At 35.6% G+C, this 14,783-nt stretch carries 14 protein-coding genes, 2 tRNA genes and 1 pseudogene; 8 read left to right on the top strand and 9 right to left on the bottom strand.

The window, feature by feature from the left end; translation table 11 throughout:
* Positions 1 to 8: 8 nt before the first annotated feature.
* Both FBR08_RS10965 and FBR08_RS10960 read right to left on the bottom strand, forming a co-directional pair.
* Positions 9 to 701 carry an ABC transporter ATP-binding protein gene (locus FBR08_RS10965; protein ID WP_158962743.1) on the bottom strand — a complete coding sequence of 231 codons (693 nt, stop codon included), beginning with the start codon at positions 699 to 701 and terminating at the stop codon, positions 9 to 11.
* Positions 702 to 743: 42 nt separating this feature from the next.
* Complete coding sequence (locus FBR08_RS10960) at positions 744 to 1,292, bottom strand: hypothetical protein (RefSeq protein ID WP_233266100.1); 549 nt, start codon at positions 1,290 to 1,292, stop codon at positions 744 to 746.
* Positions 1,293 to 1,630: 338 nt separating this feature from the next.
* On the opposite strand from FBR08_RS10960, the gene FBR08_RS10955 reads away from it, so the two are divergent.
* Both FBR08_RS10955 and FBR08_RS10950 read left to right on the top strand, forming a co-directional pair.
* A complete protein-coding gene (locus tag FBR08_RS10955; protein WP_158962742.1) occupies positions 1,631 to 1,888 on the top strand; it encodes a histidine kinase in 258 nt (85 codons plus the stop codon).
* 186 nt (positions 1,889 to 2,074) lie between these two features.
* Positions 2,075 to 3,001 (top strand): hypothetical protein, encoded by a 927-nt coding sequence (locus FBR08_RS10950; protein WP_158962741.1) that lies wholly within the window; start codon positions 2,075 to 2,077, stop codon positions 2,999 to 3,001.
* Between the two features lie 48 nt (positions 3,002 to 3,049).
* Here FBR08_RS10950 and FBR08_RS16930 read toward each other — a convergent pair.
* From FBR08_RS16930 to FBR08_RS10935, 3 genes and pseudogenes are all read right to left on the bottom strand, one after another.
* Positions 3,050 to 3,411 (bottom strand): annotated as a pseudogene (locus FBR08_RS16930) (nucleoid-associated protein); the annotation flags it as partial.
* A gap of 333 nt (positions 3,412 to 3,744) precedes the next feature.
* Positions 3,745 to 3,818: transfer RNA gene (locus tag FBR08_RS10940), tRNA-Arg, on the bottom strand.
* A 10-nt stretch (positions 3,819 to 3,828) separates the two neighbouring features.
* Positions 3,829 to 3,902: transfer RNA gene (locus tag FBR08_RS10935), tRNA-Arg, on the bottom strand.
* 433 nt (positions 3,903 to 4,335) lie between these two features.
* On the opposite strand from FBR08_RS10935, the gene FBR08_RS10930 reads away from it, so the two are divergent.
* On the top strand, positions 4,336 to 5,568 hold the full coding sequence (locus FBR08_RS10930) for a hypothetical protein (protein ID WP_158962740.1): 1,233 nt from the start codon (positions 4,336 to 4,338) through the stop codon (positions 5,566 to 5,568).
* A 30-nt stretch (positions 5,569 to 5,598) separates the two neighbouring features.
* Positions 5,599 to 6,174, top strand: coding sequence for a hypothetical protein (locus tag FBR08_RS16750; protein ID WP_199268593.1), 576 nt, complete (start codon positions 5,599 to 5,601; stop codon positions 6,172 to 6,174).
* 12 nt (positions 6,175 to 6,186) lie between these two features.
* Here FBR08_RS16750 and FBR08_RS10920 read toward each other — a convergent pair whose 3' ends face one another.
* Both FBR08_RS10920 and rho read right to left on the bottom strand, forming a co-directional pair.
* Positions 6,187 to 6,552: a hypothetical protein gene (locus tag FBR08_RS10920; RefSeq protein ID WP_158962739.1), complete on the bottom strand. Its 366-nt coding sequence runs from the start codon at positions 6,550 to 6,552 to the stop codon at positions 6,187 to 6,189.
* Positions 6,553 to 6,682: 130 nt separating this feature from the next.
* Entirely contained in the window at positions 6,683 to 8,503 is a 1,821-nt protein-coding gene (rho, locus tag FBR08_RS10915) for a transcription termination factor Rho (protein WP_158962738.1), read from the bottom strand.
* 192 nt (positions 8,504 to 8,695) lie between these two features.
* On the opposite strand from rho, the gene FBR08_RS10910 reads away from it, so the two are divergent.
* Positions 8,696 to 9,112 carry a DUF4293 domain-containing protein gene (locus FBR08_RS10910; protein ID WP_199268592.1) on the top strand — a complete coding sequence of 139 codons (417 nt, stop codon included), beginning with the start codon at positions 8,696 to 8,698 and terminating at the stop codon, positions 9,110 to 9,112.
* A 43-nt stretch (positions 9,113 to 9,155) separates the two neighbouring features.
* Here FBR08_RS10910 and FBR08_RS10905 read toward each other — a convergent pair whose 3' ends face one another.
* On the bottom strand, positions 9,156 to 9,668 hold the full coding sequence (locus tag FBR08_RS10905) for a metallophosphoesterase family protein (protein WP_158962736.1): 513 nt from the start codon (positions 9,666 to 9,668) through the stop codon (positions 9,156 to 9,158).
* A gap of 30 nt (positions 9,669 to 9,698) precedes the next feature.
* On the bottom strand, positions 9,699 to 10,979 hold the full coding sequence (locus tag FBR08_RS10900; protein WP_158962735.1) for a M64 family metallopeptidase: 1,281 nt from the start codon (positions 10,977 to 10,979) through the stop codon (positions 9,699 to 9,701).
* Between the two features lie 196 nt (positions 10,980 to 11,175).
* Here FBR08_RS10900 and FBR08_RS10895 point away from each other — a divergent pair, with 196 nt between their 5' ends.
* From FBR08_RS10895 to FBR08_RS10885, 3 genes are all read left to right on the top strand, one after another.
* A complete protein-coding gene (locus FBR08_RS10895; protein ID WP_233266099.1) occupies positions 11,176 to 12,009 on the top strand; it encodes a hypothetical protein in 834 nt (277 codons plus the stop codon).
* Between the two features lie 95 nt (positions 12,010 to 12,104).
* Positions 12,105 to 12,842 (top strand): tRNA pseudouridine(38-40) synthase TruA, encoded by a 738-nt coding sequence (gene truA / locus FBR08_RS10890; RefSeq protein WP_158962734.1) that lies wholly within the window; start codon positions 12,105 to 12,107, stop codon positions 12,840 to 12,842.
* Complete coding sequence (locus FBR08_RS10885) at positions 12,839 to 14,593, top strand: ABC transporter ATP-binding protein (protein ID WP_158962733.1); 1,755 nt, start codon at positions 12,839 to 12,841, stop codon at positions 14,591 to 14,593. Before truA ends, FBR08_RS10885 begins: the two co-directional genes overlap by 4 nt.
* The last annotated feature ends 190 nt before the right edge of the window (positions 14,594 to 14,783 follow it).

The following is a 14,783-nucleotide window of genomic DNA, read 5'->3' as shown; positions in this document are numbered from 1 at the left end:
GCTTGTTTTTATTTTATTCGCTGGTCACTTTCAATTACGCCATCGCGCAAGCGAATAATGCGATGCGCGTGCGCGGCAATATCCTCTTCGTGTGTCACGAGAATAACGGTATTGCCTTTGTGGTGAATCTCATCAAATAACCCCATAATCTCAATAGAAGTCTTGGTATCTAAATTTCCCGTAGGTTCATCCGCTAAAATAATAGAAGGAGTATTCACTAAGGCGCGAGCGACTGCCACACGTTGTCGTTGTCCTCCGGACAACTGATTGGGATGGTGATCCATGCGATCCCCTAAGCCCACCATGTGCAACACATCTGAAGCGCGTTTATTGCGATCTTCTTTGGAGCGTCCAGCGTAAATCATCGGTAAGGCTACATTGTCTAAAGCTGTGGTACGCGGCATCAAATTGAAGGTTTGAAAGACGAAACCAATGTCTTTGTTTCGAATTTCTGCCAACTGATCGTCGTTTAGCTGACTAACATCTTTGCCATTTAAGCTATAATAGCCCGAAGTAGGCGTATCCAAACAACCTAAAATATTCATCAACGTCGATTTACCCGATCCAGAAGGCCCCATCAAAGCGACGTAATCTCCTCTTTCAATTTGCAAATCCACTCCTTTTAAAACTTTTACCGTTTCGGATCCCATTTTAAAATCGCGCTTAATCGCCTTGATATCAATAATTAATTCTTTAGACATAATCTTCGTATTTTCATATAAGTGTGCCAAAGCGTTTTTTTGTTACACGCGCAAAAGGCGGAAAACGCGATCTGGTTGCAAACGCAATTGAAAATGCTGCTTCAACTGTTCTTTTCGCTTCAAAGCCACACCAAAATAATAGAAATCTAAAGTTACAATCATTTCCTCGGATGCCACGACTTCTTGCCAATATTTTTCAATGGAGGCTTCTTTTCCTCTTCGATCAATCATCCAAAGGGAATCGTTGTGCATCGTTTGTGCAACTTCTTCTACAGCAGGCCAAGCTTTTGCATCAGTCCCTTGAAAGAGAATCGCATCATAGCACTTACCCGAATCTGCTTGATACAAATCTACGGAAATCGACAGCTTTACTTCTTTGGGGAGGCTTCCATCTAAAGTAGCGAGTTGTTGGGGTTCAATATACGACAACAACCGATTGAAGAACTGCTCTTTCCTCGATTGTCCTTTCCAACGGATATCGGTAGGATAGAGTCCACGCGTCAATAGATTAAACACAAAAGGCGAATGAGTACCGTGTTCGTTATAAGCAGAAAACCAGAATTGGAGGTAATCGAGGGTCATGTATTTCATTGTTGTTTACAAAAACAAAAATACGAGAATTAAAGGTTTTATAACAGGATGCCTAAACAGAAAACCAATTGATTTATGTTTATTTATTTGTATTTTTAATAAGCGTCTCTCTTGTTGTACACTTGTTGACAAATTTAGGGATGCTTTAAAAGATTTGTCTAAACTTCAAGAAAAAGAAAAATAAATAATGATTTTGCTTAGGAGAAGCAGTGTGGTTAATAATGAAGTGTGGTTTGAATATGAGAAGTTGGTGAAGTAAGGGTTTTATTGAGTGAACGATTCTAATATATGCAAAAAAACATTTTATGTTTATGGTTTATAATTCTAATATTTAAACTATGCGAACTGAAATTGAAGACTATACAACTATAGCAAAAAAATTAAAAGGCGAGTTTCCTAAATTAAGTGATTTTGAGATCCTGACATTAGCGATTCAAATAGAGAGAAATCAAATACTTGAAAATGGATTAGTTGTTAGTACTACTGATTCAAATCCTTCGGGATTAGAAGCTTTAGCAATAGCTATTGGATATGCTGGCAGATATTCATCAACAAATATAATTAGTGTTTTACAAGAATTAGCTGATAAAGAATAATTAGAATAGGGAAAGTCAATTAATTGACTTTCCCTATTCTAATTTTGCTCTAAACAGCGTTCCAATTACGTTGAGGTTAGAAATACATTCAAATTTACTATAATTTAGTAAAGTCATTGTTTTTATTAATTAACGATATTTAACATATATCTAAATTTAGATATATTTGCTAATTAAATTCTAATTATGACAGCCAAAAAAAATACTCCAGAAAATAATATAGAAAAGACCGACCATACAGTACCTGCAGAGCAACAGGAAAAAGATAAAGAAAACGATGTTATGTGTGGAATTATTATGCCTATTTCAGATCATAATGATTACCCGAAAGGACATTGGAAAGAAGTAGAAGATATTATAAAGAGTGTATTAACATCAATTGGTTTAAAGTCTAGAATAGTAAGCGATGATGAATCTGTTGGTTTGATTCAAGAAAGGATAGTTACAAATATTTATAATGATGATATAGTAGTTTGTGATGTTAGTTCTAAAAATCCTAATGTAATGTTTGAATTAGGCTTACGATTAGCATTTGATAAACCTACAATTATTATAATAGATGATAAAACAGGATATTCGTTTGATGTAGGTTCTATAGAACATTTATCTTATCCTTCTTCTTTGAGGTTTTCAGATATAATATCGTTCAAAGAAAAACTAGCTCAAAAAGTAGAAGCAACGCTAAAGAAACACATAGAGGATGTTACTTATAGCCCTTTTTTAAAGAGTTTTGGTAGAACTATAGTTCCTGCAAAAATTCACGCAACTGAAATACCCGTAAATGAATTCTTTGTTGAGGAGTTAAAAAGAATGTCTGGTTTATTAAACACATTAGTTCATAAGGATAGAAATAGAAAAATCATCAATAAAAACACTAACACATACAGTTCTAGCGATTTGGATATTTTATTTAAAAATTTTGAAATGGAATTAGAATATTACCCAAGCATAATTGAGAAAATAGAAAAACTAAAAATAAGAGCAAGAAACAATGAGTTTTCTATGATAGAGAGAAACTTTGTTATTAATGATTTTTATAAAAAAAATTTAGATGTTTTTAGTCTTTTTAATGAAGAAGAAATTAAGCATTATTTAAATTATGCTATATTTTAAATGATAAACAAAAAAACAGCGACTATTCTTCATCGCTGTTTTTTTAAACTACTTCACTTCTATATTGAAATAACATAAATAGTAGTACATCTGCCTTTCTTCATCCCAACCTTTTTCTATAAATTTATCTGTGCTTTCTGGGTTGATGAAATCTAAGCGAACCTGAATATTTGTATCCAGGTTTGGTCATCTTTTTTAAACTTCTTGCGTGCTTCGGTTACAGCTTTGTTTGAAATTGGAAAGGAACTCACGTCTTCGATACTGTACTTCTCCCCTTTGTCAACTTTGTAGTTTTTGAATTAGGCAATTGATTTGGGGTATTGCACTTCGTTTAGGAAATTCGTTTCTTCAACATCGTCGCTCTTCGCGAAGTAATCTACTGAGCGATTCAACAACATTACTTCTTTTTTTTAGAGTTGAATATTAAAAAGGGTAGTACAAAAAAACGGAACTTATGTAAAACTAAATACTTGAAGTGCTCCTAAAAGGAAATAAACTAATTCGTTTGGAACTTTAGTAGTGATTTATTGGATGTGCTTCTTCTCCTTCCTTTGTCAGGACGACAAAAATTAAATGAATCTTTTTATTTTCAGGAGGACATACAAGCCGAATTCTGCACGACCATTGCACGACAAAGACTCTATTTACTTTTGTTAAATATAGCGTTTATACAAAATATTCCATACAATTTGGCTAAATACCATAAAAAAAGGTTATACAAATGTATAACCTTTTTCTTTTTGTGACGATGGCAGGATTCAAACCTGCAACCTTCTGAGCCGTAATCAGATGCGCTATTCAGTTGCGCCACATCGCCATTGTTTTCGTGACCGCGGCAGGATTCAAACCTGCAACCTTCTGAGCCGTAATCAGATGCGCTATTCAGTTGCGCCACGTGGCCTTATTGCTTATTGTGAGTGCAAATATAAGACGATATTCTGTAAAACCAAACTAGAATAAAGAAAAAATAGCTGTTTTTTTTCACATCATGGATTAATTGATTAATTGAGAGAGGCTTAGCCTAGAAGTTTTTTTCTGTATCAAAGGCAAATACTCCCCCCCTAACTGCTCCCTCATGTTTTTCATGATCGAAAATCACTACACTCACCCACCTAATCTCTATTTGTTTGTAGATCCCCCCATTTTCTTAAATATCAATCCTTTCATTTTCTATCAACTTCATCTAGTATATCTTTAAACTATCGTTTAAACGAAACTTATGTATAAATCCATTTTTTCTTCCGATAAACTTTTTCTTTTTTAAGTTTATCTTAGTACATTTCCTATTCCTCTTACGTTTAGATTAACAAACAACCTTAACTGTGGTTCTGTCTATGAAGAAAAAACTACTGCATTCTATTTTCCTGTTCTCCTTTTTCTTCACGCTAGTGATTAACCCATCTGTTCTAGCACAAGCTAAAAAAATAGAAGGCGATACCCTTTATTGGAACCACTACAAAAGCGACTTACAACACAGACTTGCACTTAAGGATTTTAAACAATCTACAGATGACTTCAACTTCAGACTTTGGATGCAAGGACAACTCATTGAAATAAATAAAAGAGATTCTCTTTTTGAAGGGTTTCTTATTCATTATACTTATCACACGAAGAAATTAAATAACGATAAAAAAGAAATTATTCAAACGAAAACAACACTGCCTTCAACTCAGTCCAAAGCACTATATCATTGGCTTCAGCAATCTCCCCTATTAGACCTTCCGTCTGATCATGAAATTTCCACTTGGCGGATGGGATGTGGAGGAATTACGTATGAGATTGAACAAGCGAGCCCTCAAGAATACAAGATACAAACCTATTGGAATCCCGAGCAACAAGATGCTATAGTTGAAAAGAATCAACTTTTAGAACTCATTCATCATGTCTCAAATACACTAGATTTAGAGAAACAATACACAAAATTTAAAGACAAATTACCCCGAAAAGGTTGTTATACGGATGGAGAAAGCAGTGTTTCAAGGTGTTTTATTTCGAATTCAATGAACATCGGATTAAAAACAACATCCCAACTACCTTATGGTTTTCATATTTCCTATCAAGCTTCATATTTAGGCAATAGGAAACTCAATACAAGTATAGGTTTAGACTATTCTTTTGATACCCATGGATTCTACTCTGTCTATACTCAAGTTGCGCATTGGAATGTATTTTACAAGAAATCAGATTGCTTTGATTTTTTTGTCTATACCTATCAAAATAGAAAACTCAACGATTCTAATCTGTATCACACGACTCAAAACCATCAGCTCAAATATGGAATAACACTCAAAAACAACTATAGCTTCGGAATGGGCATTGATTATTTACAGGGTTCACATGAAAAGATAGGCGCTCATTTTTATGCATTCAATTATTTTTCAAAACTTAGCATTTCTACCATTGGCACAATCTCAGTCTTTGACAACGATGCCAATTACAAACTTGAAGTTTTAAAATCAATTGCATTAAAAAGTAATTCTCTTATTCACAACCTGTCTATAGGTGCTGGATATAGCAACTATTTTAATTATAAAACACTCTCTATCAACACCATCATATCCTTGTAAAATAAAAAACACACGTCATATTGTCATCTCATGAAAACAACATTAAAATATATCGAATTAAAAACAGGATTTAGTCATAATGGCCCTGCTTGGATTGGTCTTATTTCTTTTTCCAAAAGTGGAAAAACCTTGTATTTTGATGGCAAGGCTTTTCAAAGCTTACGAGGCAATGGCGTATCAGGGAACTACTATGAACTTGAATCTGGAGATGAGTATTGGATTTCAGGTGTTAAGAAGAACCAACAAAATCGACATAGCATAGGTGGCGGTCTCATTTATCTTGAAAATAGAAGTGTGGAAGAATACGTAAAACACATCGACCCCCCTAGTTTAGATCTCAACCAGTATATTTTAATCGATGTAGAGGAAACGCTTCCTTTAGATCGAACTCACCTACTTGAAAATACTACTAAATTAGCAAACACCACTGGTATAGACGACAAAAAGCGCTTTTTACACCCCACAGAAATGACAATCCCAGAACTAGATTACTTCATCGCATATTACCGAGAAGATTCGATTTACGGTCGCTTTTTAAAAGGACGCAAATACGCGAGAACACAAATGAATACACTACTACTAGAAAAAGAAAGAAGAGTAAGTTAATTCATCTTCCGATTACTGTAACTTACTATAATACACATAAACCAAGGTAGTAATCAAAAAGACAATCAAATAAAAGTACAAAGGATTTCCTGTGAACAATCCGATGATTAAAAACAACAAAGTAGCGATAGCACCAGCCAATAGGAAATTAAAAGTTTCTTTGTCAATCAAATCATCAAATTCATCTTCTTCCTTCATCTCTCTTTCGAGTTTTTTGGTCTTTTCTTCTATTAGTGCTCGTTTTTCAGACCAGGTTTTTTGAAGTGATTTTCCTTTAAACTTTACCGTTTTACGTCGCATAGTCAGGCGAGACTTCCCGTAGCGATACCCTAGGTAGTCCAGCAGTAAAACAAGCAATATCAAGACAAATTTTATCATGTTGTATATTCGGTTCAAAGCAATCAACGGCGCAAAAATAACAAACTATCTAATTACTCCTTCATAAAAATAAAAAAAGAGATAGTTCCATAAGGTTCTATCTCTTTCAACTTATATTTGAATCACTAAATTATCCTTGAATTTCCGCGAAAAACTCTTCGTTATTTCTCGTATTTTTAATCGAATCAATAATGGAAGTCATGGCTTCGATTGAATTCATATCATCCATCACTTTGCGAACGGTCCACGTGCGTTGTAATGCATCGCGATCTAACAACTCATCATCGCGACGTGTACTTGAAGAAGTAATGTCAATTGCTGGGTAAATGCGTTTATTCGCCAATTTACGATCCAACTGAAGCTCCATATTTCCTGTTCCTTTGAACTCTTCAAAAATAACCTCATCCATTTTAGAACCTGTATCCACTAGAGCCGTAGCAATAATACTCAACGATCCTCCATTTTCGATATTACGAGCTGCACCGAAGAAGCGTTTTGGTTTTTGTAGTGCATTCGCATCCACACCTCCACTTAATACTTTTCCGGAAGCAGGTTGTACCGTGTTATAAGCACGCGCTAAACGCGTAATGGAATCCAATAAGATCACCACATCATGCCCACATTCTACCAAGCGTTTTGCTTTCTCCAACACAATATTGGCCACTTTTACATGGCGTTCTGCAGGCTCATCAAAGGTTGAAGCAATTACTTCTGCTCTCACGCTGCGTTGCATATCGGTAACCTCTTCTGGACGTTCATCGATTAATAAAACAATCAAATAAACTTCTGGATGATTCGCCGCTATAGCATTAGCAACATCTTTCAACAACATCGTTTTACCCGTTTTCGGCTGAGCAACAATCATTCCACGCTGTCCTTTACCAATTGGAGCAAACATATCCATAATACGCGTTGACGTTGTACTTCTATGTCCGTCTAATTTGAATTTTTCCGTTGGGAAAATCGGTGTTAAATGCTCAAAAGACACGCGATCTCTTACACTTTGAGGATCATGCCCATTGATTTTCAATACGCGTACCAAAGGGAAGAATTTTTCGCCTTCTTTTGGAGGACGTACTACACCTTTTACTGTATCTCCTGTTTTCAATCCGAAAAGGCGGATTTGCGATTGAGATAAATAAATATCATCCGGAGAAGACAAATAGTTATAGTCCGCAGAACGCAAGAAACCATAGCCATCAGGCATCATTTCCAACACACCTTCACTTTCAATAATACCATCGAACTCATAATCTGGTTCTCTGAAATTATTTTTTTGGTGAGCGTTATTGTTATTCGATTGGTTTTGATTTCGCTGTTGGTTTTTATTGCCTTGTTGATTGTGGTGTTGTTTCTTATTTTCTTGTTCAACAATAGGCTGGTCGCTTACAACTGGAGGCTCAGTTTCGCTTTTTGTAGTATCAGGAGCAACACCTTGACGTTGTTCGTCTCCTTGTTGTTGTCTGTTATTTTTGAAATCGCGTTTTTGAAAATCGCGCTTTGTATTGTCATTTTTCTTTTTGGGTGTGAACTCTTTTCGACTGTCACGAGGTTGAGAAGGTTGATCGCTTTTCGCTGTTTCCTTATCCTCTACTCGCTGCTCTCTCGACGGTTCGATTGCTGTTACCCTTGTTTCAGTCATCTGATCTTGTTTCCCTTCTACCGGTGTTGCTCCAACCTCCGTTGCTTGTTTATTAGCTAGCCTTGGGCGTTTAGTTTTCTCGACTGTAGTAGCTTCTGCTGGCACAGCCTGAACCGATTCAGCTTGAACTGCTTTTGTTTTTTTCGCAACAGGTTTCGGCGCTTTAGCTTCCGTTGGAGTTTGAAGCGCAATAATTCGCTCAATTAACTCTCCTTTTTTTAAAGTCGACACCTTAGTTAGCTTAGCCTGCTTCGCGATCTCCTGAAGGTCAGAAACCTTCATTTTTTCTAATTGGGAAATGTCAAACATATAAATGTTTATAGATTATAAATAAATGAGTTGTGTCTTAAAAATAAGAATGGGATTTTTGTTAGTAGAAGTGTCGTATTATGAAGTACTTACGACATAACTGTTGCAATAATACGAATTATTTTTAATATTTAATGTGTTTTTCTAAAAAAGAAACCTTACTTTTGTGTGAGTTACAGAAATCCAATCATCATGCTACAGCGAATTCAAACCGTATATATGACCCTAGCCCTTATCGTGCTTGGCGTATTACCCTTTGTTTTTCCATTATGGTACAATGTACAACAAGAGGAAATTTACTTTATGTTTGTTCCGAGTTACACCATCCTTTTTGGCGTGTGTACGGCATTGACTCTAGTAAGTATCCTGAACTACAAAAATAGACAACGACAGTTTGTATGCAACAGACTGACTATGATATTAAACGTTATACTATTAGGATTATTTGTTTATCGAACACTAACTGTATCTGGAGAAGCGACAGAAATCGTTTCTGAGAAAGGTATTGGGATGTTCCTCCCTATTGTTTCTATCGTATTGCTTGTATTAGCAAACAAAGCCATCAAGAAGGATGAAGATCTTGTAAAATCTGTGGATCGCTTACGATAAACCTAACATCTTAGTTTATTAGTGCGTAAAAAAAACCGAACAATTAGACTTGTTCGGTTTTTTTGTTTTTAGGCCATTCGATTATTTCTAAATCTTTAATCGTTCCTTGATCCAATACAAAACGCAACATCGTGCGCACTTGGTGCATTCCACTAATTCCCGCTGCACCTGGATTCAAATGCAGTACCTGATACAGCGAATCATACTGCACTTTCAGAATATGAGAATGCCCGCAAATATACAACCCTGGCTTTTCTTTCAACAATTGTTCTCTTACTTGAGTTTTATACTTGCCAGGATAGCCACCAATGTGAATCATATACACCTTCATCCCTTCACAAGTAAAAAGCTGTTCTTCCGGAAATTCTAATCGCGCCTCTTTATCATCAATATTGCCATATACCGCACGCAATGGGGCATGTTTTTTAATTTCATCTGTCACTTGAATATTCCCTATATCTCCTGCATGCCAAACCTCATCTGCTTGTTTGACATATTTTAAAATCGACTCATCCATACAGCTATGCGTATCGGATAACAATAGTATCTTTTTCAATTTTATTCCTCTTAAATCATTCCACAAAAACTAATCAATATAAAATTGAATCAACGACTCAATGGCATTTTGGCAAACAGAACAAAATTTATCATGTTGATTGGTACGCATACGACATGCTAACTCTCCTTTGTAAATGCCATTACCCGGCAATCCTTCATAAACCCCCATCGGATATTTTTTCGCTTGATCCATCGGTGTTGGAATCGGCGTTCCTTTCTTTAACTGATTTTTCCATTTCGAATCAAAATCCTTTAAGGTTGTAATATTCTGTTCCCACGGTTCGGTTTGATTGGAAATGAAATCGCTTAACACATCTTGTTCGTAAAAATATTCATCGGCCAACCCAGCAAAACTATGCCCGAATTCATGTACAACAACGGGTTTAAAATCTTTGTGACCTGTAGTTGTTAAGGTATACGAATTGTAAATTCCACCACCTCCATATACGTTTGTATTAGCTAAAATAATGATGTGTTCATACGGAATTCCCGCTAAGAGATCGTGTACTTTTTTCAGGCGATTGGTCGTTAAATAACGCTCAGAATAAAAAGTATCAAAGTTAGATTCTACTGCTGTTTTCTTCCACTCGTCTTTACGCGGAACACTCACCCCTGAATCTAATGAAGTACTCTTTACGGCAATAAAATTAAAATGAGCGGCAAATTTATCGAAAGGTTTATGCTTGAATATTTCAGCTACGGATACTTTTGCTGCTTCCATAAACTGATCCATTTCATTGGCTGTAAATCCTTCTGCCATTAAAACAACATTGATAGCCTTTGTTTGATCTGTAGCTTGATGAATATATTCATGTGGAGTTAGGTTTTGAGTTCCCTTATCGTGAATCAATACATCTGTAGGTAAAACCAGATGGGATAAAGTTGTTTTTTCCTTTCCTTTTTCATCAAAGAGCACCACTTCTACACGTGTTTTCTGCTTGGGGAAAGGAACTAAAAATACATTTTCAAAACTCTTTGTTCCTGCTGTTGCTTCTGGAGTAGATAACCACTCTTGAAATAATGTACTAAAACTAGTGGTATAAATAAGTTGATTGGTAGCTTCTTCATACAAGCGAATTTGCCCATTGCCGCGTAACGCATTTTCACCTAAATGATGTTGCCTTCCTGCCCAAGTAGGATAACGCGCTAATTCATCCAATAAAATAAACTGTTGATCTGCATTTCCGCCAAAAACATAATCCAAGCGCAACGTTTTGTTTTCAAAATAGTCATTAAATTCTTGGGCCTGCATTGCGGTACAAATCCCTCCTAGCACTAGCGCTAAGACAAGCTTTTTTATCTTTCTCATGATATTATTTCTTTTCAAAAAGTAAAAATAGGACTATTTCATTGGTTTTTTTGTGTTTTTCCAACTCCTTTTATGTCCTTTATTTTAGAGCGCAATTCAAATCCTCCTCGATGCCAATACAACGAAGAAAAAAAATATTTATCTTACGTATCCTATTTTTAAAAGTTATCTTACCTCTCTATTACAATCAAATAGTATGATGAAAAATATCAACTACATCCTTTGTTCTCTTTTACTAGGTTTTAGTGCTGTTAGTTATGGGCAATACAATACCTATATCGAAGCAAGTGATGAAATTATTTTTAACAAAATTGAAGAACAAGATTTTGAAACAGAAGCCGATTTAGATCAATACATCCTGCGATGGGACGATGAAAAAAAGGAAGATTACACCAAAATATACCTGAATCTAACACCTGAGATAAAAGCTATTGTCTACTTGTATCCTTGGGGAGAAACGAATTTTGTTTATGCCTTTTATTTAGATAAAAAGTCAAATGATTATACCCCGGTTTTATTTACAAATTATTCTTCGTCTGAAATTGAAGCGAGGCAAAAAGATATCACACTGACCCAAAATAGATGTTGTGGAGAGTCCGTAGTACGCGGAAAATTGACCATTCATTTTGATGAGGAAGGTATATCATTTATAGAGAATTATGGCGTAGTTGACCCATATAACAATGTAAAACATTTTGAGGTAGCTGACTATTCGCCTTACTATAGTACGGTCAAATGGGGAGTCATTCAAATTGAAAGTTATGATTTAAGATCTTATCCATCCACGGAAAAACATCAAGATGAAGATTTTGATTATTTTTTTAATGCAAATGGAGAATACACTATTGCAAAAATTAAAAAGAATACACGAGTAAAAATTTTAGATACAGTTGATGTAGAAGATCGCACTTGGCTTTATGTAGAAGTCAATCCTGAAAATTTTTCCGAAGACAATGTATCTGCGTATTTATACAATCCCAATCAAAACATTCGAGCTTGGGTTTCTGCTAATTTTGTAACCCTAGAATAACAATTTGCCAAATGTTTACCTCAATTTTATGTAAACTTGAACTGCCAAGTCCTTATTTTTAAAGTATATTTGTACGCTTAAAAACTGAATGAATTTTGAGATATTTTATCGAATTTGCGTATAACGGGACAGCGTATCATGGATGGCAATTACAGCCCAATGCACGTACGGTACAGCAAACGTTAACGGAGGCTATTTCGACTTTACTGCGTCAACCGATTGAATTAGTAGGTGCAGGTAGAACTGATGCAGGGGTGCATGCAAAACAAATGTTTGCTCATTTTGATTATGATTTACCTTTTGATTCTTCTACTTTAATTCAAAAAATGAATTCGTTTTTACCTCCCGATATTGTGGTGTATCAATTCCACAGTGTAACAGAGGAAGCCCATGCTCGATTTGATGCAACCTATCGCACCTATGAATATCACATGCATTTATTCAAAGATGCTTTTGCCCACCCGTTGAGTTATTACCATCACCGTCCTTTGGACATCGCATTGATGAATCAAGCGGCACAAATTCTATTTGAATACGAAGACTTCGAGTGTTTTTCAAAAACGCATACCGATGTTTTCACTTTCAACTGTACTATTTACAAAGCAGAATGGGCCTTTATCGACAACAATCAACTGATATTCACCGTAAGTGCCAATCGCTTTTTGCGCAATATGGTACGCGCTATTGTCGGTACGTTAATCAACGTGGGGCTACACAAAATCACCCTCGATGATTTCAGAACCATCATCGAAAGCAAAGACCGAGGACAAGCTGGTTTCTCAGTTCCCGGAAAAGGCTTATTTTTAACAAAAGTAGGTTACCCTTATTTATGAAAAAATTAAACTCTATATCCTTACGCAAAACCTTAGCATACGCCAAACCTTATCAAAGTAGATTTCGTTGGGTGATCTTTTTTGCTATTGCCCTGTCAATCTTTGCCGCGGCACGTCCGTATATGGTCAAAGAAACCGTGAATAGCTACGTACAACCCCAAGATCAGAACGGTTTATTGCTCTATGTGGGACTGATGGCTATTGTGCTATTTTTTGAAGTGATGTTCCAATTTTTATTTACCTATTGGGCAAGTTGGCTGGGACAAGATATCGTCAAAGATATTCGAGAAGAACTCTTTAAAAAGATTATCTCTTTCCGCATGCGTTATTTCGACAATGAACCTGTTGGTAAATTGGTTACGCGTTCGGTATCCGATATCGAATCGATTGCCAGTATATTCAGTCAAGGGCTATTTATGATTGTCAGTGATTTACTAAAAATGGTTGTTGTTCTCGGAATCATGTTCTACATGAACTGGAAATTAAGCTGTATCGTATTATTGGCTATGCCTATATTATTGTATGCCACGCGAATCTTTCAAATTAAGATGAAAGATGCCTTTCAAGAAGTGCGCACGCAAATTGCCAACCTCAATACCTTTGTACAAGAGCGCATTTCAGGGATGAAGATTGTTCAATTATTTACTCGTGAGGAAATTGAGTATGAAAAGTTCAAAGAAATTAACGAAAAACACAACCAAGCCTGGTTAAAAAATATTTTATACAACTCTATCTTTTTCCCCATTGCCGATATTGTTTCTTCCTTAACCTTAGGAATGGTCATTTGGTATGGAGGAATGTCTATCGTACAAGGAGATAACCTTACTACATTTGGGGATTTATTTGCCTATACCATGCTAATCAGTATGTTGTTTAACCCATTGCGTCAAATTGCCGATAAATTTAATGTGATGCAAATGGGAATTATTGCTGCAGAACGCGTATTCGAAGTACTGGAAATGGATGAAATAATGGAACATAATGGAACCATACAAGCACCTGCTTTTAAAGGTGATATTTCACTACACAACGTTCACTTTAGTTATATTCCAGGAGTAGAAGTTTTAAAAGGAATAGACTTGGAAATTAAAGCAGGACAGACCGTTGCTATTGTGGGGTCTTCAGGAGCAGGAAAATCCACCATTATCAATTTGCTGAATCGCTTTTACGATATCAATACAGGAACAATTAAAATTGATCATGTCGATATTCACGATTTTGAATTAGCTTCTTTGCGCAAACAAATTGCTATTGTCTTACAAGATGTTTTCTTGTTTAGCGATAGTATCTTAAACAATATTACCCTACATAATCCCGCAATCACAAAAGAATTCGTTATTGAATCTGCTCAAAAAATAGGTATCCATGATTTCATTATGAGTTTACCTGGTGGCTATGATTACGATGTAAAAGAACGCGGTGTGATGTTATCTTCAGGTCAACGACAATTAATTGCCTTTTTGCGCGCTTATGTAAGCAAACCGAGTATTCTAATCCTCGATGAAGCAACTTCATCGATTGATTCTCATTCTGAAGAATTGCTTCAAAAAGCAACCGATTACTTAACGCATAATCAGACTTCTATCATTATTGCACACCGCTTAGCTACAATTGTCAATGCGGATGTTATTATCGTAATGGACAAAGGTAAAATTGTAGAAAAAGGAACTCATCACGAGTTATTAACATACGAAAACGGATATTACAGAAACTTATACGACTCTCAGTTCAAAGTAGTTGAATCCGCCTAAATTTGAAAAATGAAATAACCAAGGATTGTGTTTTAAAACACAATCCTTTTTTTATGCCCATAAAACAGGCCCTATGGTCTCCCTATTTTCACGTCAATACTCGCCTTTTCCAACAAATCTTTCAAAACAGCAACGCCCCGCAAGTTTCACTTTTCAAATTAAATTTTAAAAAAAATTCAAAAAAGAAATA

This window comes from Myroides fluvii, from assembly GCF_009792295.1.
GTDB classification, from domain to species: Bacteria; Bacteroidota; Bacteroidia; order Flavobacteriales; family Flavobacteriaceae; genus Flavobacterium; species Flavobacterium fluvii_A.
Note: the sequence above shows the minus strand (reverse complement) of the source record. Positions and strands in the feature narration are given on the sequence as shown.